This window comes from Paenibacillus sp. FSL H8-0034 (genome assembly GCF_038000305.1).
Classification (GTDB): Bacteria; Bacillota; Bacilli; order Paenibacillales; family NBRC-103111; genus Paenibacillus_S.
This window is the reverse complement of the sequence record NZ_JBBOBS010000001.1, coordinates 1,978,874-1,998,088: the sequence shown is the minus strand read 5'-3', so window position 1 is coordinate 1,998,088 and position 19,215 is coordinate 1,978,874. Positions and strand designations below refer to the sequence as shown.

Sequence of the window (19,215 nt, the reverse complement as noted above, 5' to 3'; positions counted from 1 at the left end):
AATTATCATTTTGTTTGTTTTTTTAGATCTTTTTCTTATAATGGGTATAGGCTATTATTCTTATCATTTCAGGAGGAAAATATGAACAATCAAGCACAGGCTCATGAAGGCATGTATCAAGAAGAACCGGCTGTATGGCTGCGCGCAGCGAATTATGAAGCTGCTGTTTTGCCGGGTGTGGGCGCCAATCTGATTGCCTTTCGCGATACAGCCAACCAGTACAGCTTCCTGCACGAACCGGAGCAAAACGAGATGGAAGCCTTCAAAGCCAATCCGATCATTCATGGCATCCCGGTACTGTTTCCACCGAATCGTTATGAAGACGGCGACTTTCATTGGAATGGCAGCGTATATCGTTTTCCTGTCAATGAACCGAAGACTGGCAACCATCTTCACGGCTTTGTTCATAATATTCCTTGGAAGGTGGATGGTTATGGGGCTGATGAAGCACAGAGCTGGGTAACCTTAAGCTTGACAGTAACAGAGGGACATTCTGTATATACATATATCCCGCATGCGTTTACGATTCAGCTTCGTTATTCCTTAAGCAGCAATGGATTATCGCAGCACGTGCTGATTCGCAATGACGGCGACACGCCGATGCCTCGTCTGCTTGCCTTCCATACCTCAATCAATGCACCATTCGCTTCGGACAGCTCGGCATCCGATTATCGCTTCAATATGACGATTGGCGAACGCTGGGAGCTGGATCAACGAATGCTGCCGACGGGTCAGTTTCAAGCGCTTACAGCAGATGAGGAAAACATGAAGGCTGGTGGGCTGTCCCCATTCTTTGAATCGATGGATAATCATTATACGGCTGTTCCGCAAAATGGAAGAAACCGAATGGAGCTTACCGATGCGCGCAATAAGCTGACTCTCGTCTATGATGTCGGCACCAGCTACAAGCAGTGGATGATCTGGAACAACGGAGCGACGGAAGGTTTCTTTTGTCCAGAGCCGCAAATCAATCTGGTGAACGCACCGAATATCAAGCAGGAGCTCGACAAGGAGCTGATCGGATTGTTCGGTCTGGAGCCAGGCGAGATCTGGGAAGAAACCAGCAGACTGTATGTAAAAAAAGCTGAATAGTTGAAGAAATGTAAGCCTCCAGATCGACGAGTAAAGTCGATCTGGAGGCTTCCTCGTTCATATTTGAGACTAGCTATTAATACTTAGTCTTATTTAAAAGTGCGGTGAATAACGAGCGGAGCGGCCAAATGGTCCTGTAGAAGCGTCAGCGATCGGAAGGATATTTGGCCGTGCAGCGGGACTTATTCACCTCACTTTTAAGGCCCATTAGCTACTCAATTCCCGGCGCCAAGTCTGTCGCAATAAATATGCATCGCCTCTCTGAGAAATGCAGCCAAGCCGGGTCCGTGCTTATCAATATTGGCGGTGAAACGCTCATCCATTACGTACAAATCACCGAGTCCACGGAAAATTTCCGGTGTACAGTCATAATAGTAATCCGTAATATGTCGTCTTAAATCACCCACGGCCACCTGCACCTCGGGATCATCCGGACCGCGATGCATAGCAGCGACGATCCGCGTATGGATCTTGTCGTTCTCCTCTGTGATGTTCGCCCAATCCTCTTTCGTGTAGCGGTCTGTCCGCTTCTCGACCGCTTCAACTGCTGCATGACCATATCTTTGTCTCGCCTCAGCCGCATACTTCTTTTTGTGCTGCTCGATAGCACTTTGGTCAAAGCCCTCAAACTTGTCTTTGTTACTCATCTCCATGCCTCCTTGTGCCGATTGTATACTTTGATTCACCGTATCGATGATGCGCTCCAGCCGCTTCTTTTTTTCCAGCAGCAGCTCCTTGTGAGCTAACAATGCCTGGGTACGGTCAAATCCAGGATCATCCAGTATGACCTTGATTTCCTGCAGCGAAAAACCGATTTCCCGGAAAAACAAGATCTGTTGAAGCCTTTCCAGCTCTCTGTCCGTGTACAACCGATAACCTGCCTGATTGATGGACCCGGGTGCAAGCAAACCAATTTCATCATAATGATGCAGAGTCCGTACACTGATATTCACAAGCTCTGCGACTTCCTTTACCCTGTAAGCCATGCCCTCGCTTCACCTCCTGAGATGATCATAAGCTATCATGTTACGTTAGGGTCAATAGTAAAAATTGGCTGGTCGATATACGTGCCAATTGGTTGTTTTCATCTGTTCATTTCGTGGTAAAATAAGAAAATACACGTGATTATTGATCCTATCACCAACCAATTGATCACCATTGGAGTGCTATCTATGAATATTATCATTTCACGAGAGCTTTACATACCGATCTATATGCAAATTACGCAGCAAATACGTGAAGCTATATTCAATGGTGAGCTGCCAGCCGGCTACCGTCTCCTACCCGAGCGAAAGCTGGCCGAGCAATTAGGTGTGAATCGCAGTACCGTATTGAACGCATACGTTGAATTGAAGTCCGAAGGTTTGATCGAATCCTTTGTTGGCAAAGGAACCGTCGTACTGCCCTTGAACTCTGCGGATGCACCTGCTGCTTCTACCCAGCTTCCCGGCTATAGTACGCCTCCATGGCGGCAGTTATTCAGTGAACGATCGTTCTCAGCAGGTGACCCGTTAATTCGTGATCTGCTGTCTCTTTCCAAGCGCAAAGACTCCATTTCCTTCAGTGTTGCGCTGCCAGACCCTGGGCCCAAACTAACGGTCAAGCTCCAAGAGCAGCTGCAATTGCTCATGCAGGAGAAAAGCGATTCGCTATGGAAGCATACCGCCACGGAAGGTATTCATACACTGCGTGAGGCGATATGTATGTGGATGGAGAAGCGTGGGATTCATGCCGCTGCCGAGGAAGTGCTCATACTGTCCGGCTCTCAGCAAGGTATTGATTTGCTTACCCGGGTATTCATTGATCCGGGTGATATCATATTTGTTGAAGAACCCAGTTATTTCAGCGCTATGCAATCGTTTCGATCAGCTGGAGCGAGATTAATGGGAATTCCTGCAGATACCGACGGACAGATGAGACTTGATATTCTGGAGTCCATGTTAGCCAAGTATCATCCGAAGCTGATCTATGTCCTGCCTACCTTCCAGAATCCATCGGGTCTGGTGATGAATCAGGAAGTCAGGGAACGCCTGCTTGAGCTGGCTTATCGCTACAAGACGATCATCGTCGAGGATGACCCTTATTGTGATCTGCGTTATTCCGGCCATCATGTTCCACCTATTCATGCCATGGACCGCCATGATCATGTCATCTATCTCAGTACCTTTTCCAAGCTTATCGGCTCTGGTTTACGTATGGGGTGGCTCAGTGCTCCCGAGTCAGTCATTCGTCAACTGGCTATTGCCAAGCAAATGGCTGATCTGCATACGAGCACTCTCTCGCAGTTTCTGATGGAGAGAATGATTCGCAGCGGACTGCTGGAGGAGCATCTGAACGATATGCGAAATCGCTACCATCAGCGTAAGCAGCTCATGGTCGCAGCACTTCATAAATATGAGGTGCCAGGTATGACTTGGCAGGAGCCTGAAGGCGGCGTATTCATCTGGTGCCGGATGCCAGCCGGACTGAATGCCAATGAGTTGATGCTTCGTGCTGCCGATCGTGGTGTCGATTATTTGCCTGGCAACCCGTTCTTTGCCCAAGTTCCGCAAACGACCTATGTACGCCTTAACTTTTCATGTGCCGAGGATGACTCGATCGATGAAGGCATTCGCCGATTTGTCTCAGCCGTGCACGACACGATCAATGCTCGTCGATATCATCAAACAGGCAACCGAACAGAAGGATTAGATCCTATTATTTAACACCTATTCCAAGGAGGATGAACCCCATGGCCTTTTCAAGATTCGCCAAACGTATGGACCAATTAAAAGCATCAGAAATCAGAGAGATATTAAAGCTGACTGAAAGACCTGAGGTCATTTCGTTTGCTGGAGGCCTTCCCGATCCTGAGCTGTTTCCTATTAGAGAGCTGCAGCAGATCGCTGTAAAAGTATTGGAGGAGAACGGTAAAGAAGCGCTGCAATATGCGACTACCGAAGGCTACCGACCTTTACGGGACAAAATCGCACTGCGAATGAACCGTACACTGGGTACGGCCTGGACAGCTGACAATATTCTCATTACGAGCGGCTCCCAGCAAGGAATCGATCTGGCAGGAAAAGCTTTCCTCGACGAAGGCGACGTCATCTTCTGTGAAAGCCCCTCTTACCTTGGAGCTATTCAGGCATTTCGTGCTTATGGTCCAGAATTCGTCGAGGTTCCCACCGATCACGAAGGCATGGATATCGATCAATTAAGGGAGCTTCTGCAGACTACACAGCGGGCCAAGCTTATTTACGTTATTCCTGATTTTCAAAATCCGACCGGACGGTCCTGGACACTAGCTAGAAGACAAGAGCTCATCAAGCTTGCCAATGAGTTCGATCTCGTTATTATCGAGGATAATCCATATGGGGAGCTGCGTTTTGAGGGCGAACCTATCCCTTCCCTGCAATCATTGGATACCGAAGGTCGTGTTCTTCACTTGGGAACCTTCTCCAAAACCTTCTGCCCGGGCCTGCGCATGGGCTGGACAGCAGCTGATTCCGCTATTATACCCAAATTAGTGCTGCTGAAGCAGGGAGCCGACCTGCAAGCGTCAACGATTAGCCAACGGCAGCTCGATGCCTATCTGGAAACGTACGATCTAAGTGAACAAATCGTCAAAATCGTAGAGGTGTACCGCAAGCGTCGTGACACGATGATGGAAGCACTTCGCCGTGAAATGCCTGCCGATGTCCGGTTCAATATTCCTTCCGGCGGCTTATTCACCTGGCTGGAGCTGGCACCTGAGCTTAATGCTCGTGACCTGCTCGTACGCTGCCTGGATCACAATGTCGCGTTCGTACCTGGAGGCAGCTTCTACCCGAATGGCGGCCATGAGAATACGCTGCGCCTCAATTATTCCAACATGACCGAGGAACGGATCATCGAGGGAATAGCACGGCTTGGCAAAGTGCTGCGGGAATATACGGCAGAATTACAGGCAAGTCCTTTATCCATTTAACAACGTTCTGCTGGGGCCAATCTCAGATTTTACCTTGAGACCAGGCCCCCTAGCAGAACCCTATACATCTAAAAAGCAACATGATATGACGATAAAAAAAGCTTCTGATCGAAGCCTATTCGACGAAGATACATCCGTGTTTTATATGTAGCTTTTCTTGAAACATAAGAATCCTTCAGCTCCGCTGAAAACTTATACATTCTTATGTTATAAAAAATAACCCTTCATCTCACATTAAAGTGATGACGAAGGGTTATTTTCTCACACTATGAAACTGCTGGATCAACAGTTTTATATGTATTATAAAAGTATAGGCCCGGTGGGACTCGAACCCACGACCAGATGATTAAGAGTCAACTGCTCTACCAACTGAGCTACGGACCTGCAACGCTCACTTATAATAGCATATTGATTTATAAAATGCAAATCATATTTTCAATTATTTAAAAACAGCCTTTTTGTTTAATAATAACTATGAGGGAGGTGTTCAGCATGAATGCAGAAATCAATCCGAACCAACCACCAGAGATTAATCCGAAACCCATTCCGGATATAACACCAAAAACTCCACCCGAAATTAAACCGGATTTGATCCCGGAAATACCAGCAACACCACAGCCAGCTCCAGAAATCAGTCCCCAAGTCATCCCGGAGATACCCGAGAAGCAGCAATAGGAATTCGCAGAGGCAGTCCCTTGGTCAGAATGAATGACCTGAGGGACTGCCTCTTTTCATAGCCTGATAAAAATTATGTGGTCGATATCTGCATAACTCCGATTTTAATTCGCATATTGCTGCTTGAATTCAGAAGGCGTCATCCCGGTATGCTTTTTGAATAGCTCACTGAAATAGGGTCGATCCTCATAACCGAGCGCCTGGGCAATTTCCTGTACCTGCCTGCCTTCCAGCAATAAAGCCTTGGCCCGCTCCATTCGCTCTGTCGTAACAAATTGCCCAACCGTCATCCCTCTGACCTTCTTGAATAGATTGGCAAAGTAGCTGCCGCTTAAGTAAACCAGCTTGGCGTAATCATTCACTGTCAGGTTCACATCCAGATGCTGTCTGATATGCGCGATTACTTGCTCGACGACCTGATTGGCTTCTTCTTTCTGCCTTTGCTGGATGACCTCACAGCCGATTCTGCACAGCTCGTTGATGCCTGTCTTAAGCTCTGTCAGCTTGTAGGAATGCAAATTCTTAATATGCAGCAGATGCGCCTCCAGCGGCTTCATTTCTTCAGCCGTCAGCTTTTCTGCAAATAACCGATTCATCATAAAGGCAAGCTCGTCGTACATGACCTTTACAGCCTCTGGAGCATAAGGCACAGGCACAGAAACAGTTTCATCAAATAATTCGTCTACAAGCTCCTGCGCTTTGTGCAGATTGCCCGAACGCAGGCAGTAGAACAGCTCCTTTTCCTTTTCCGTTGAAAAGCGCGGGGCCGTTTGATGATCCACATGCTGGTAGCCATATACACTATTGCCACCGGTATAAAAATTATAGGATAGTGCGGTCATTGCCTGAGTATATGAATAAGAAATTTCATGAATATGCTGAACGTTTTCACCCAGTCCGAGAGATACCGTATATCTGGAATAGCTTTCGATATTTTCACGGCACTGCTCGGCCAGCCTCTCGGCACTCCCGGAATCAGGCGAATTGAATACAGCAACGAATCGGTGCGAATGATCCCGAAACACAAATCCTTTCGTTACATTGCCAATTGTCTCCTCCAGAATATTGTGCAGGGTGAACCGGATCAGCTCGACCTCCTGCACAGGAAGCTTATGGGTCAGCTCGGCAAACTGGTCAATTTCCGTAAGCATGACGACAAATTGCTCACGTTCGAGTGCAATATTGAGAAAATCCCAGCGCTTGGCCGCCTGCTCCGGTGTTGTGGGAAACTGCAGCAGAAGCTGAAAATATTCCTGCCGCAAATACGGCAGGCTCTCCCGCAGCTTGCGCTCCATCTCATGAAACCGCTGCTGGCTGCCAAGTTCCTCTTCGATCGACGCTTTGGCTTTGAGAACGGCATCAATAATTTTTTGCGGTGTAAAGGGCTTCAATATATAATCAAAAGCGCCAAGCTGAATAGCCTGCTGCGCATAATCAAAATCGGTATATCCACTCAGGAAAACAATTTTGGTACGGGGAAATTCGCTTAATACCCAACGTGTCATATCCAGCCCATTCATTCGCGGCATGCGGATATCCGTCAGCACGATATGAGGCTTTGTTTCACGTATGAGCTCAATACCCTTCTCGCCGTTGCTGGCCGAGCCCACCACACGAATCCCATGCAGACTCCAGGGAATCTGATTGGCGATACCATCAACAACCGTCTTGATGTCATCTATCACACACATTCTAAGCTCACTGTTCACTTTTGATCGTCACTCACTTTCCAATGGAATCGTTAAGGTAATTACCGTTGAACGGTACGGGATGCTCGATAATTCAATATCGGCTCTGCTATCGTATTGCAGTCGCAGACGTCCAAATACATTGCGCAGCGCATAGCCCCTTTTCACCGTCTGCTCCTGCCGCATATCCTCGTCAACTTGCCGGGCATCCATGCCGGAACCATTGTCCTCCACACGCAGCTCAAGCCAATTTGCATCCAGACGGCGGATTGTAATCGTAATTTGTCCATCAACGTCCATTTCCTGAAAGCCATGCAGGATCGAATTCTCCACCAGCGGCTGCAAAATGATTTTCAATATCGGTATATCGAGCAGCGAATCATCCTCAAGCACGATGTTATAATCGAACAAGCCTTCATAGCACTTTTGCTGCAGACTTAAATATTGCCGTACATGGTCGATCTCCTTGGCTAAGGTCGTCATCTCGTTGCCCCCATTAAGACCAAGCTGGAACAGCAGGGAGAGGGAAACAATCATATCGGTAACATCCTTATTCTGCGCTGTTTCCGATTTCCAGACGATCGTATTAAGCGTATTGTACAAGAAATGCGGATCAATCTGCGCCTGCAGCGCTTTAATCTCCATCTTTCTTTTCTCGTTCTCAGCATCCTTGACATCGTCAATCAGCTTCGATATTTGCTCCAGCATGCGGTTGAATTTCAACCCGACCTGTGTAACCTCATCCTCATACCTGCTCTCAAAGCGAACATCAAGCTGGTTATGCTCGACCTTCTTCATAAGACCTTGAAGCTTATGCAGCGGCTTCAGCAAGAAGCCTGACATCAGATTGGAAAGCAGCAGAGCCAGCACCGCGCAGCAGGCCATGATGAACAGTGTGGTTGTTTTGATGCGATTCACTTGATACAGCAAATCCGATTGCTTTTGCACACTGACCAGCAGCCAATCCTGCGTAAGCGTCAGACGCGCATAATTGACCAAATAAGGCTCGTTTCCCTTGGAATATTTGAAAAATCCCCGTTCCTGCTCCTGCATAGGCTTCATAAAATCAGGATCATTCTGAAACGATTCCATGGCGGATGCCATCGGCAGCACCTTGCCGCCGCTGCGCGAAACGAGAAAGTAATTGTCTGCATGGTCGAGCAAATCATCGGTAATCGCTTTGCGGATGGCATCTTCCTTTAAATTAACGACAATAAAAACGTCCTGTACATTAACTTCGGAGATCGATTTCATCAATAAGGAGATCACTCTTTTATTACCGAGAAACAAAGGATCTTCATGACCTTCGATCCACAAGGCGCGATCCGTGCTTTCCAAATACTTCGAAAATATTGTGCTCTTAAAAGGGACCTGGCTATTGCGAAGGTCATTCGTCGCGAACAAATCACCAATCGTCGTATAGATTAAAATCGATTGAATCGATGGCTCACTCAGCTTCATTTGCGCAAGCGGTATCTGCAGCGATGACAACTGTCTATAGTAGGCCGATGTTCGGTGATCGTACACATCATTCATCGCCTGCTTGAATTCATCGCTAAGCATCATGGAGGAGGTCGCTACAATCGTATGACGCAGCTTTTCATCGAGCACACGCGCCGATTTATTCAATGTGTTCTGGCTGGAGAGGAAGGCTTCCTTTTCCGTCGAGCTGTAAGCAATCCAATACGACATCAGTCCGGTCAAGGCGATAGATATTAAAGTCAGCAGTAAAAAGGCTATCCATAGCCGACGTCTGAGCGAAAGCCTATAAAACCAGTGTTTCACGTCTGTTCCTCCTCCATACCCCAATATGAAAAAACGCGCCGCTTACTGCTGCGCGTCCATCATTATGATAATCAACTACGGATTCACTGGATTCCTATCCAGCCTTACTTGGCCAAAGTGCCTTGCAGCTTGCCTGGATCAAAGCTTGGATTCGCTTTGCTCTTCGTATCGCCGGAAGCACGTGCTTTTTCCAGAGCAGCGTTATAACGAGTTGTCAGGTCCGTCAACATTTTATCGACATCTCCGCCTTCAAGCATATACTTCGTAATCGCATTGCCTGTCTTGACACCCTCAACCTTAGCTTCCGTTACAGAAAGCGGAGTTGGTGAATACAGCGCATCATATTTGCTCGGCAGGAATCCATCGATGCCCGGAATCGTCGGTTTGTTAGCAGTGGCATTGACATCAGGAACGACAGAGATACCAAAGCCCTTTTCATGATATTCCTTTTGGAAATTGATATTAGCCAGGTACTCCATGAACTTCCACGCTTTTTCCTTGTTCGGCGTGTCTTTACTTATACCAACGTAGTTGCCGGCAATAACCGAGACGGTTCCTGATTGCTTGCCGTCCAGAGTTGGAGGCAGAGCAGCAGCCCAGCGTATTTGGGTCGGGAATTGGTTCTGGAATACACCCGGCTCGCCAGAGTGATTAAAGTACATACCAATTTTCCCGGCTGCAAATTGCGCACGCAGTGGATCAATATCCAACGATTCCACGCCCGGCAGCAGGCTTCCATCCTTTTTCATTTGATAAAGCGCTTCAGCAATGGGCTTGTACACGGAGAAATCGAACTGTCCGGTTTTATAGTTGTAGCCATCTACAACAGAAGTGCCACTAAAGGAGCCGATTGGATTGGCGATTCGACTGAATGCAGAGCTTGCGCTCTTGAAGTTTTCAGCGAAGCCGTATGCGCCCACATCCTTGTTCGCTTTTGTAATTTTTTTGGCAGCATCAACCAGTTCTGCTACTGTTTTTGGCGGTTCCTTAATTCCTGCTTTTTCAAACAAATCTACATTATATATTAATCTCCAAAACTGTCCGGTATTCGGCAGCGAATAGATTTTGCCTTCAACCATGTTCGATTCCTCGACCATCAGATTGGCATATCGCTTTTTCAAATCATCGTTCATCAAATCATTGATTGGCAGCAAATAGCCTTTTTTCACAAAACCGAGAAAATCGTTCGTACGCAGCACGTCAGGAGCCTGCTTGCTGGCGTATGCAATATCCACAGCCTGGTTAAAGTTATCGGCCATTACCGTCATTTCGACTTCAATGTCGGGGTTCGCATCATTAAATTTCTTGATAACCTCTTTCATGTAATCCGCATCATGGCGATCAATCGTCCAATAAGAGATCTTGGTTTTTCCGCCTGTCGCTGTACCTGTACCCGAGGTCCCTCCAGCTTGCGTCCCGCTGTCCTGTCCAGCTCCACATGCTGCCAGAGAGGAAGCGACCAAAGCTACGCCCAGCACGGTACCTATCGTTTTTTTCATCATTTTGATAAAATCCTCCTTGTTAATTATAAACCATTCGTGAATAGGTTCCTAATTGGAAATCATGTAACTGCTTTCAGCATAACGGCTGAGCTTGTTGAACCGTGAAGGACAATCCGACTTTTATGGAGGGGAAAACTACTTTCCGTCTCCCACCTCTACCTCCGACCAGCTTATTAACCTTTGACAGCACCTGCGGTAACCTGCATGAACGACTTGTTCGCGATCATATAGACCACGAGAATCGGCAGGAACGATAGACAAGCACCCGCCATCATCAGTTGAGTCTCTGCAGCTGCACCAATACCATAACGAAGATTTGCGAGACCTACTGTCAGTGTTTGCAGCTTCGGCGAGGTCATCGTGAATACGAGCGGCAAAATATATTCATTCCAGGTGCCGCGAAACGTGAACAAGGCCGTAACTGCAAGCGCCGGACGCAGCAGCGGAAGAATGATTTTCCAGAAAACGCTATAAAAGTTGCAGCCGTCAATGTAAGCAGCCTCGTCCAAATCGCGGGGAATCGCCTTGAAAAAACCGATCAGCATAAAATAAACCGTAGCATGGGAGCTGATCAGGATGATAATGACACCCCACAGCGATTTGTTTAAGCCGAGCATGACCATCAAATCAAATTGCGGTCTGAGTACGACAGCACCAATGGAAATAAACATCGTACTTGCCTGCAGCGCGACATACAGTTTTTTGCCTGGAAACTTCGTACGGTCTATCGCATAGGCGGCCATCGAAGCGATCAGCAGCGTTGCAATTGTGACCATGGTGCTAATAAAGAAGCTGTTCCAGGTAAATAGCGCAAAATTGGCCTGCTTCCAGGCAGTAGCATAATTTGAGAATTGCCATACGGTGGGCAGAAAAGTAGCTCCCGTGGTTAACTCCGCATTCGTTTTGAGTGAACCCAGAGCAGCCATAATAAGCGGGTACAGCGTGACAAAAGCTATACTGATTAAAAATGCCCATTTTACGATATGCCCCAACCAATAGCTTGCCCTAATTCCATTGCGATTCAAGTTTGTATCCATCTCACTTACACCCCGCTTTCCTTAATCCTGATTCAGCCGTTTGGACATGTAAAAATAAATGATCGTAATGAAGCCGACAATCAAAGCTGTTGTAAATCCAACCGCGCTGCCGTAGCCGATTTGCTGTACGGTTGCCGTTGACGCCGACACCGGGAAAAACTGCTTGTATACATACAGGTACATGACCTCTGTTTTGCCGAACGGTCCTCCCTCGGTCAATACCATGATGCTCTCGTAGCCTTTCAAGGCCGTGATGATGGCCAGCATAATAATCATTTGCAGTACGGTACCGAGCATTGGTAGCGTGATATACCAGAACTTTTGTGCTGCATTCGCTCCATCGAGTGATGCACTCTCATATACGTCCTCTGGTATGCCCTGCAAGCCGGCAATAAACAGCAGCATGTAATTACCGATCCCGCCCCATACCGCTGTAATGATGACCGTAAGCATCGCATATTGCGGACCGAGCCAATCTATTGATTGGGAAATAATCCCATACTTAATCAGGAATTGATTAAGCACACCGTTATAGGAATTGAAAATAGTAAAAAATACGATCGACATGACCGATGCACTAATAATAGTAGGCATAAAATAAATCGCTCTGAACAATCCTTTACCTTTCAAGCCGCGGTTTAATATGACCGCAAGTAATAGCGAAATCGGCAGTACCAGAATGATTTTTCCGCCCGCATAGACAAATGTATTGTACACGGAATGCCAAAACTCCTGATCCCGCAGCAGTCTGGAAAAATTATCAAGACCTACAAATCGGGGTATCCCAAAGCCTTGATAATCGTAAAACATATAGCGTAGCGCCCAGACGATGGGATAGATGCCAAGCGCCAGTGTCAGGAACAGACTTGGAAAAATGAAAATATATGAGTTGAACAGAGATACACGTTTACGCATCGTCTATCAGCTCCTCCCGTTCGTTTTTTTATAGCATATTACATGCGAGCCAGAGGGCGGGAGCGGTAATTCAACTGGCACCATAGGACAAAGCAACTTAATTTGAATGGCGGGGGACTCATCTCCAGCCCATAACAAAACCCCCATCGCGGCACGATGGGGGTATCTCTGGATCGGATTATTATTTTCAGCAGCTACTAATATTTAATCGTCTGCCCATACATCCTTCATGAGCTTTTTGATGCGGGCCTCTCTTTCTTTGGTAGCTGCAGCGTCAGTTACCCAAATTCCCTTCTGCTGCTCGACCGCATGTCCCGGCTTCACACCAGCTGCAACCTGACTCCGTGGAACATCGGTCATCACGCCCGCAATTTCAATGACGTAGTATTTGCCTTCAATGCGATCTACAATTCCTTTCAAGCTACTTCTCCTTCCTTTCCGTAGCAATCGTGACGTTCTTTCCATCCGATATGACTGACACCGTCCCCTGCAAATCATTGCGATACACGCTAACTCCTGCTTTTTTCAGGCGGGATAATATCGTCTTGTCCGGGTGACCATAATTGTTGTCTTTGCCCGATTGAATAATCGCATATTGGGGCTTCACCTTGTTCAGGAAGGTTAAGGAGGTTGAAGACTTCGATCCATGATGCCCAACCCCCAACACGGTCGACGACAGATCGACACCTGATTTAATCATATCCTTCTCACTTGCCGCCTCAGCATCACCGGTTAACAGCAGCGAAGTCGTACCATAAGTAATTTTCACGACAGCACTCATGTTGTTCGCATTGTCATATACAGCCGCAGGTGCGATCATCTCCACTTGAACCTCTTTGTCCCAGTCCAACGTTAAACCGGCTTTGGCCGTTTGGACCTTGAGCTTTTTATTGCTGATCGATTCCAATAACGATTCAAAGGTACGGGTATTCGAAGATATTTTGGGCATATATATGTTGTCCACAGTCGTTTGATCAATGACCTTATCCAAGCCTCCGATATGATCTGCATCCGGGTGTGTCCCGATTACGGTATCGAGCTTTGTGATTTGATATTGCTTGAGATAATCCAGCATGACTTGTTCTTTGTCGTTATTGCCTGCATCAATAAGCATCGTTTTGCCGGATGGACTGATCAGCAGCTGACTTGCCCCTTGCCCGACATCCAAAAATAACACCTGGAGCTTTCCATCCGCTCGCAAAATAGTCGTAGATCCCACAGATTCATTATGTACAGTCAGTGGTGAACAACCCGTTAATACAACCAGGACGAGACCCGTAATCCAAACCTTCCATTGTGCCATACTTCAGTTAGCTCTCCTCGTGATGATAGTAGGACATTGGAATAAATAAAAGCCCCTAAGCTAGTTTATAACTCGGAGCCGTTCTTTTCAATGTTTTCCATGCAATAAATGTTCATCGTATGCAGGCTTCAAGCTTGTTGATATCATACTGGCCTTGCTGATCATCTCTCTAAAGCTCGAAGCAGCGTAATTGTGATCGAAACCGTTAATATAACCTACTGCTGCAGATAATGTAATATTCATCACATGCATCGGCTCCGTCAGCTGCTGAATCAGCTTCTCTACTTCCTGTAATTTCCTTGTTGAAATAATGACGAACTCGTCGCCGCCATATCTGCATATGTAATCCTGTTCATTCGTTATGTTTTTAAGCAGGGTTGAAAAATGAATAAGTACATCATCACCGACTGGATGTCCGTGCTTTTTATTAATAAGGCCAAAATCATTCAGATCTATAAACAAAATATGAAACATCCGATTCAGAGCAACAAAATGATTAAACACATATTCCATATACGCGGATCGATATAAGCCTGTTAACAGATCCTCATATTTGCCAAGTGTTGTCTTCAGCACCTCTCTGGTTACAATGCCCTCTGCATGATTGCCATCTTTGACAATTAAGCGTTTAACTTGATGCTGCTCCATGATGGAAATAGCATCTCCAATAAAGGTTGACTTGGGAATACAGATCGGATTCCCCGTCATCGCATCTGCGACGATCCGGTTGGGATGAACCGAACGTATATCCTTGGAAGTCAGAATACCGGCAATTTTACCTTGATCATTCACCACAAGTGAATTGACACCGAGTTCATCCATCAGCCTGGCTGCGTATTGAACACTTTTGCCAGAAGTGATATATTGCAGCTCTTCCGATATCAAGTCCTCCACCTTCAATTTAGTTCTACCTCCCGCTCAACGAACATCGTAAATTTCAACTCGGCTCGCAATACCATGCATTCATTCACCATACAATCGGCTTCCTCCATAATAATTTCCAGCAGTAGCTGCTGATCCATCATTTCCAATAAGGAGCGACGAATTAATATTCCCTCCACCTTGGGGTGATCAATTTTGAATACTGTAAATTGTTCGGGGGAGAGCGCTTCCGCCATGCGCATAACAGCTTCGGGTCCCACTGGAGCCTGCTTGCCGATGATTAATAAATCCTGCATGGGGGGTAGTTCGAATTCACTGATAACCATGGACAAATTAGCTTTTCGGGAATAAGAAGACTTATTTCTCATCAATAACATCCTTAAACTATTTTGACTTGGGGGAACTTTCATAAATATGTATTAAATATACATGAAAGTGCTACCAAAATCCACTATTAATCGACAATGATTACCATTTATTAGGCCCTATTTACCACTTTTATTATGATCCTCCGTTGAATAATACCAGGATGAAAGTAGGATAAGGAAAGCAGCTTCGATTAAAAACAAAAAAGGCGCTCATCGCTTAGTGGAATGGTGTTTGTCCGTAAGTCCGTAACACCACCCCCGAAGAAAGAAGCACCTTATATGTGAAGTTTACTTCGATAACCCGTCAAGGCTGCCATCAATGAGATGAACAATACCCGGGTTCACTTGATCGAAAGATTAAAGTCTTCCCAATTATCTCTTGTGTTCTGTGAATGTGGATTAGCAGGAATTATAATTTTTTCTGTTGGCAAGTAAAAATAATTCTTTTGGGTATGCTTTTGCAATCCCGAAATTTTCTTTAGGTTCTTTTGAAATGTTCGATAAAAAGATTGTATCTGTTTGTTAGGATTCTTTGATATCATACGCATTTGTATAAGTTCTCGACTTTTATCAGTTTCTCTGCCGCCTTTAACCTCAATAGAATAGGAGCTTGGTGTATCATAAAAATATCCAAATTGTTTGATTTGTGTTATATCTTGTACGGAATAGCAGGAAAAGAAAAAAGAGTTATAGGCAGTATCATTAAAATAACTGGCGAACAAATCGATTTCTTTACTTTCAAAAGATGAATATTGACGTTCACCCTGTGCGTTAACAAATATTTCGGCATATAGTTTAACTCCATGACTCAACATTGCATTATGGCTTTCAGTAAGAAAATCCATAACAGGCATTGAAATATTAAAATAGATAGCGATACACGTTTCCCCCTCATCTAAAATATAAATTAATAGTGCATTATTCAAGTTAAAAATTAACCGCACCAGACGAATCTTAAACAGATCCTCCAAGTGTAAATGTAAGCCAAAGAAACGTGATCATAGAAAGTACAAATAGACTATTCCTTGGCTGCATGCAGCTGCAGGAACAGTCTATTCATTTGGTCGCTCTGACCATTATTCACCTGACTTCTAATCCAGGTCTACTTTATATATGCATGGAATCCCTTCCATATCGGATGTGAATATAATAAATGTGCCATCCGGTGAAAAGGCGGGGTGTGGATGCGCATCCTGCGTATTGCCATAGCTTTTCCAGTTGGTTCCATGAGAGCACAGCTTGTATTCCTTGCGCTCCTGAACATCAACAAGATAAATAAAGTGTTGTTCCGGAAGCTGTCCATCCCCGACAATTCGAGAATGATCATGATTGGATATAAAATGACAATATTTGGAAGAGTCCATCCATATTTCCTCTTCTAACGTATCCGGGTCCATAAAACGAATACTTTCGTGCCATTCATAATCTTCATGCCGATATACAAATGCGAATTTGGAGCCATCTGCGAGCCAGTATTCATGTGTTATCAATTCCTCATGAGTTTGCTCCTTGGCACAGCGCAGATTCGTACCATCCGCCTGAATCAGCCACAGCCTCGCATCAATCCGGTGACCTGGCCCCTCATGGCAAAATAATATCGTTGTTGGATCATGGGGACGAATTTGTGGGTGTCCCAGCCAGCAGTTCAGCTCCTCATGGACGATTCGACTCGTCTTTTGCTCGATATCAATATACATGATTCGGCAGTGCGGCTGCTTCGCCCACTGCAATTCAAAGGTGGACCAATCTCCCTTGCTGGCAATCACGTCGCGATCATTGATTTCAACAAGCACCAGATAACGATCATCCGAGCTTAAGCCCGGATTCGCATTCGGTGTCCAGCCCGCTTCGGTTTCGTAAACAACCTCTTCTTCCAATGTAGCCATATCCATGCGGATTATTTGATGCTGACGGCAATAAATGAGATAACGATCATCGCTGGTAAGACTGCAGCCGAAGTCGTGAACACCTGCCCCTTCTGTTAACTGAAGTGCAGAGCCATCCTGCAAATCCATCCGATACAGGTTGCGCTGTCCATTCCTTTCGCTGGCATATATGAGATAACGATTGTCATTCGTTATCATCTTGTAATAGAAGTAGGGATGATGATTCACTTGCTCAGGTGCGGTTAGCCGGGTCAATGTTTGACCCGTGTATGAATCGGTGATGCTGTGAAATTCATTGTGAATGATGGTGCCTTTGGCCATGCCAATACCTCCCTGCCGATAATATGAGCTTGCAAGATTTACTAGGGTCGCAGCATCTGCTGCTTCTCAGTCGGCTTAACCGGCAGTTGCAGCTGCAGCACAGCACCAGCAATCGAACGATACTTGGCGTGAACCTCCCGACTAGTGCCCTCTTCAGAGCCATTATCCTTACGATCCGTATAATCAGCTGATGCATCCAGCTCGCCAGTGTTTCCTTCGGTTAAGCGAAATGCGAACATTAGCAGCGCTTGCTGGATTTGGATAAACGAGAATCGCTTGCTTTCCCCCGCATAGATAACGTAATCCAGACACAGCTTATTTGGTTCACTAACCAGTTCCCACGCTGGCTGCTCTCCATCAAACGCTGCAAACAATAACTTCACACGCATTGTCTGATCCTCAAGCTGAACGGACACAGCCTCTGCATCGGCAGCAAAATCTTCGACTTGAATACCCTCCAGGCTTCCGCCAATTTCAAATCGAAGTCGCAGGTCGGCCGCTTCTATCGTTCCGTCAATCGGATCCAGACCAATGTGGGTATCCCCGCCATTCGTGCAGAAGCCGATACCAAACAGCACATCGCCCTGCTCCTGCACACTGGTGTACACCGCAGATGAATAGTCGTAGCCATTATGCAGCAATCGCAGATGCATATAGCTGAAGCTATCGCCGTTTCTCACATAGCCAAGCAGGTTGCGGCGCTGGTTCCACATCACATCCTTGCTGAATGTGCCCACACTGACAGCTCCACTCATATAAGTGGTGGCCATATTCAAGGCATGGCCTGCCTCATCCTTTTGAATAACCTGCCGATTCGTTGTCGTTTCGGTATGCTCGAATGCAGATAAATACGCCTTGGGACAATGAATTTCATTCCCATACCAATCCAGATTGTAAATGATGTCCTCATTCGGTCTCAATGAGAGCGTGCCACCGCTTGCCATTTGCAAAAATGACAGCACCTCTGGTGTCATGACCGTACTGTAGCTGCGACTGTGCGGTCCCGACCATTGGCGGCTTGGAGCATGAAAATGCTCGGCAGTCATACGCCATGCCACATCCAGCATATCAGCACTTAGCTGTCTGGCTTCCTCATTAACCGTTGCCGTGTGTATGCTCGCCAGCTCCTGTATCGCGACAATCGTATAGGTCGGACTGTTGAACTCCTGAAAGGTGCCCAATGCCTTCGTGTAATCACTGAATTTGCGCAGCCGCTCAAGTCCATAATCTGCATACGGCTTATGTTCGTACAGCTCTCCGGCAATTAGAGTTACAAATGCTCCCATAATCGCGATATTCGTATAACCGGGACCTACATTGCGCTTAATAATCGCATCGCAGGCGCAGCATACAGCCTGCTTAATCTGCTCCCTCAGTGAAGGGCTGAGCAGGTCGGCATGACGCTGCTCAGCTAATACAAGTCGTTTTCCGCAAAAGTCAGCCCAGTTCCAATCCGGTGGAGCCATCATCTCAAGCGGCTCCTCCATAAACCACGACCATATGCCATAAGTGGAGTTCTCCGGGTTCTGATCCTGTAGACCGATCACCTTGCTGATGATCCCGGATGCACGCTCTGTATATTCTGCCTGCCTGCTGTCAAGCAGTCCCAACGCGTATACCAGAGCGGCAAGGGTAGGATGGGTATACTCGATATTTTTCAGGGTGCTGTGGTAGCCAGGGGTATGGAACGGCTTGCGCACCATCTGTACCTCTGGGTTATATTGTCCGTGCCATACATCCAATTGTTTAAGCAGCATTTGTTTATGATCCATTACCATGATCCCTTTGCACACTCCCTTATTCAAATAATCA

17 protein-coding genes and 1 tRNA gene are annotated in these 19,215 nt (G+C 46.4%); 4 read left to right on the top strand and 14 right to left on the bottom strand.

The genetic code is table 11. The annotated features are described in order from the left end of the window. The first annotated feature begins 81 nt into the window (after positions 1–81). Positions 82–1,092: an aldose 1-epimerase gene (locus NST47_RS09090; RefSeq protein ID WP_341154845.1), complete on the top strand. Its 1,011-nt coding sequence runs from the start codon at positions 82–84 to the stop codon at positions 1,090–1,092. A 215-nt stretch (positions 1,093–1,307) separates the two neighbouring features. Here NST47_RS09090 and NST47_RS09085 read toward each other — a convergent pair whose 3' ends face one another. Further along, a complete protein-coding gene (locus NST47_RS09085) occupies positions 1,308–2,078 on the bottom strand; it encodes a MerR family transcriptional regulator (RefSeq protein ID WP_341154844.1) in 771 nt (256 codons plus the stop codon). 186 nt (positions 2,079–2,264) lie between these two features. Here NST47_RS09085 and pdxR point away from each other — a divergent pair, with 186 nt between their 5' ends. Together pdxR and NST47_RS09075 are read left to right on the top strand one after the other, a co-directional pair. Then, the gene (gene pdxR / locus NST47_RS09080; RefSeq protein ID WP_341154843.1) at positions 2,265–3,797 is read left to right on the top strand and encodes a MocR-like pyridoxine biosynthesis transcription factor PdxR; all 1,533 of its coding nucleotides are present in this window, start codon (positions 2,265–2,267) and stop codon (positions 3,795–3,797) included. A 26-nt stretch (positions 3,798–3,823) separates the two neighbouring features. Next, positions 3,824–5,041, top strand: a complete 1,218-nt coding sequence (locus NST47_RS09075) for an aminotransferase-like domain-containing protein (protein ID WP_341154842.1) — start codon at positions 3,824–3,826, stop codon at positions 5,039–5,041. A 311-nt stretch (positions 5,042–5,352) separates the two neighbouring features. Here the strand turns inward: NST47_RS09075 and NST47_RS09070 are convergent. After that, a tRNA-Lys gene (locus NST47_RS09070) sits at positions 5,353–5,425 on the bottom strand. 108 nt (positions 5,426–5,533) lie between these two features. Between NST47_RS09070 and NST47_RS09065 the strand changes: the two genes are divergently transcribed. Further along, complete coding sequence (locus tag NST47_RS09065; RefSeq protein WP_341154841.1) at positions 5,534–5,716, top strand: hypothetical protein; 183 nt, start codon at positions 5,534–5,536, stop codon at positions 5,714–5,716. A gap of 104 nt (positions 5,717–5,820) precedes the next feature. Here NST47_RS09065 and NST47_RS09060 read toward each other — a convergent pair whose 3' ends face one another. From NST47_RS09060 to NST47_RS09005, 12 genes are all read right to left on the bottom strand, one after another. After that, positions 5,821–7,407 (bottom strand): response regulator, encoded by a 1,587-nt coding sequence (locus tag NST47_RS09060; RefSeq protein ID WP_341154840.1) that lies wholly within the window; start codon positions 7,405–7,407, stop codon positions 5,821–5,823. A gap of 27 nt (positions 7,408–7,434) precedes the next feature. Further along, complete coding sequence (locus tag NST47_RS09055; RefSeq protein WP_341154839.1) at positions 7,435–9,189, bottom strand: sensor histidine kinase; 1,755 nt, start codon at positions 9,187–9,189, stop codon at positions 7,435–7,437. A gap of 104 nt (positions 9,190–9,293) precedes the next feature. Continuing rightward, a complete protein-coding gene (locus NST47_RS09050; protein ID WP_341154838.1) occupies positions 9,294–10,691 on the bottom strand; it encodes an ABC transporter substrate-binding protein in 1,398 nt (465 codons plus the stop codon). Between the two features lie 173 nt (positions 10,692–10,864). After that, on the bottom strand, positions 10,865–11,728 hold the full coding sequence (locus tag NST47_RS09045) for a carbohydrate ABC transporter permease (RefSeq protein ID WP_341154837.1): 864 nt from the start codon (positions 11,726–11,728) through the stop codon (positions 10,865–10,867). Positions 11,729–11,749: 21 nt separating this feature from the next. Further along, a complete protein-coding gene (locus tag NST47_RS09040; RefSeq protein WP_341154836.1) occupies positions 11,750–12,643 on the bottom strand; it encodes a carbohydrate ABC transporter permease in 894 nt (297 codons plus the stop codon). Positions 12,644–12,847: 204 nt separating this feature from the next. After that, a complete protein-coding gene (locus NST47_RS09035; RefSeq protein WP_341154835.1) occupies positions 12,848–13,063 on the bottom strand; it encodes a DUF3006 domain-containing protein in 216 nt (71 codons plus the stop codon). A 1-nt stretch (position 13,064) separates the two neighbouring features. Then, a complete protein-coding gene (locus NST47_RS09030; protein WP_341154834.1) occupies positions 13,065–13,946 on the bottom strand; it encodes a ComEC/Rec2 family competence protein in 882 nt (293 codons plus the stop codon). Positions 13,947–14,033: 87 nt separating this feature from the next. Next, positions 14,034–14,840 carry a GGDEF domain-containing protein gene (locus tag NST47_RS09025; protein ID WP_341159635.1) on the bottom strand — a complete coding sequence of 269 codons (807 nt, stop codon included), beginning with the start codon at positions 14,838–14,840 and terminating at the stop codon, positions 14,034–14,036. Positions 14,841–14,842: 2 nt separating this feature from the next. Then, the gene (locus NST47_RS09020) at positions 14,843–15,196 is read right to left on the bottom strand and encodes a hypothetical protein (protein ID WP_341154833.1); all 354 of its coding nucleotides are present in this window, start codon (positions 15,194–15,196) and stop codon (positions 14,843–14,845) included. Positions 15,197–15,537: 341 nt separating this feature from the next. After that, positions 15,538–16,122, bottom strand: a complete 585-nt coding sequence (locus NST47_RS09015; RefSeq protein WP_341154832.1) for a hypothetical protein — start codon at positions 16,120–16,122, stop codon at positions 15,538–15,540. Positions 16,123–16,287: 165 nt separating this feature from the next. Next, positions 16,288–17,403: an oligogalacturonate lyase family protein gene (locus tag NST47_RS09010; RefSeq protein ID WP_341154831.1), complete on the bottom strand. Its 1,116-nt coding sequence runs from the start codon at positions 17,401–17,403 to the stop codon at positions 16,288–16,290. Positions 17,404–17,444: 41 nt separating this feature from the next. After that, positions 17,445–19,175 (bottom strand): hypothetical protein, encoded by a 1,731-nt coding sequence (locus tag NST47_RS09005; protein WP_341154830.1) that lies wholly within the window; start codon positions 19,173–19,175, stop codon positions 17,445–17,447. Positions 19,176–19,215: the final 40 nt, after the last annotated feature.

What these genes read in the sequence shown, in the direction of transcription:
- NST47_RS09085 (WP_341154844.1), bottom strand. Translation starts at nt 2,078, where the DNA reads ATGGCTTACAGGGTAAAGGAAGTCGCAGAGCTTGTGAATATCAGTGTA.
- NST47_RS09040 (WP_341154836.1), bottom strand. Translation starts at nt 12,643, where the DNA reads ATGCGTAAACGTGTATCTCTGTTCAACTCATATATTTTCATTTTTCCA.
- NST47_RS09060 (WP_341154840.1), bottom strand. Translation starts at nt 7,407, where the DNA reads ATGTGTGTGATAGATGACATCAAGACGGTTGTTGATGGTATCGCCAAT.
- NST47_RS09075 (WP_341154842.1), top strand. Translation starts at nt 3,824, where the DNA reads ATGGCCTTTTCAAGATTCGCCAAACGTATGGACCAATTAAAAGCATCA.
- NST47_RS09090 (WP_341154845.1), top strand. Translation starts at nt 82, where the DNA reads ATGAACAATCAAGCACAGGCTCATGAAGGCATGTATCAAGAAGAACCG.
- pdxR (WP_341154843.1), top strand. Translation starts at nt 2,265, where the DNA reads ATGAATATTATCATTTCACGAGAGCTTTACATACCGATCTATATGCAA.
- NST47_RS09010 (WP_341154831.1), bottom strand. Translation starts at nt 17,403, where the DNA reads ATGGCCAAAGGCACCATCATTCACAATGAATTTCACAGCATCACCGAT.
- NST47_RS09005 (WP_341154830.1), bottom strand. Translation starts at nt 19,175, where the DNA reads ATGGATCATAAACAAATGCTGCTTAAACAATTGGATGTATGGCACGGA.
- NST47_RS09045 (WP_341154837.1), bottom strand. Translation starts at nt 11,728, where the DNA reads ATGGATACAAACTTGAATCGCAATGGAATTAGGGCAAGCTATTGGTTG.
- NST47_RS09020 (WP_341154833.1), bottom strand. Translation starts at nt 15,196, where the DNA reads ATGAGAAATAAGTCTTCTTATTCCCGAAAAGCTAATTTGTCCATGGTT.
- NST47_RS09050 (WP_341154838.1), bottom strand. Translation starts at nt 10,691, where the DNA reads ATGATGAAAAAAACGATAGGTACCGTGCTGGGCGTAGCTTTGGTCGCT.
- NST47_RS09030 (WP_341154834.1), bottom strand. Translation starts at nt 13,946, where the DNA reads ATGGCACAATGGAAGGTTTGGATTACGGGTCTCGTCCTGGTTGTATTA.
- NST47_RS09065 (WP_341154841.1), top strand. Translation starts at nt 5,534, where the DNA reads ATGAATGCAGAAATCAATCCGAACCAACCACCAGAGATTAATCCGAAA.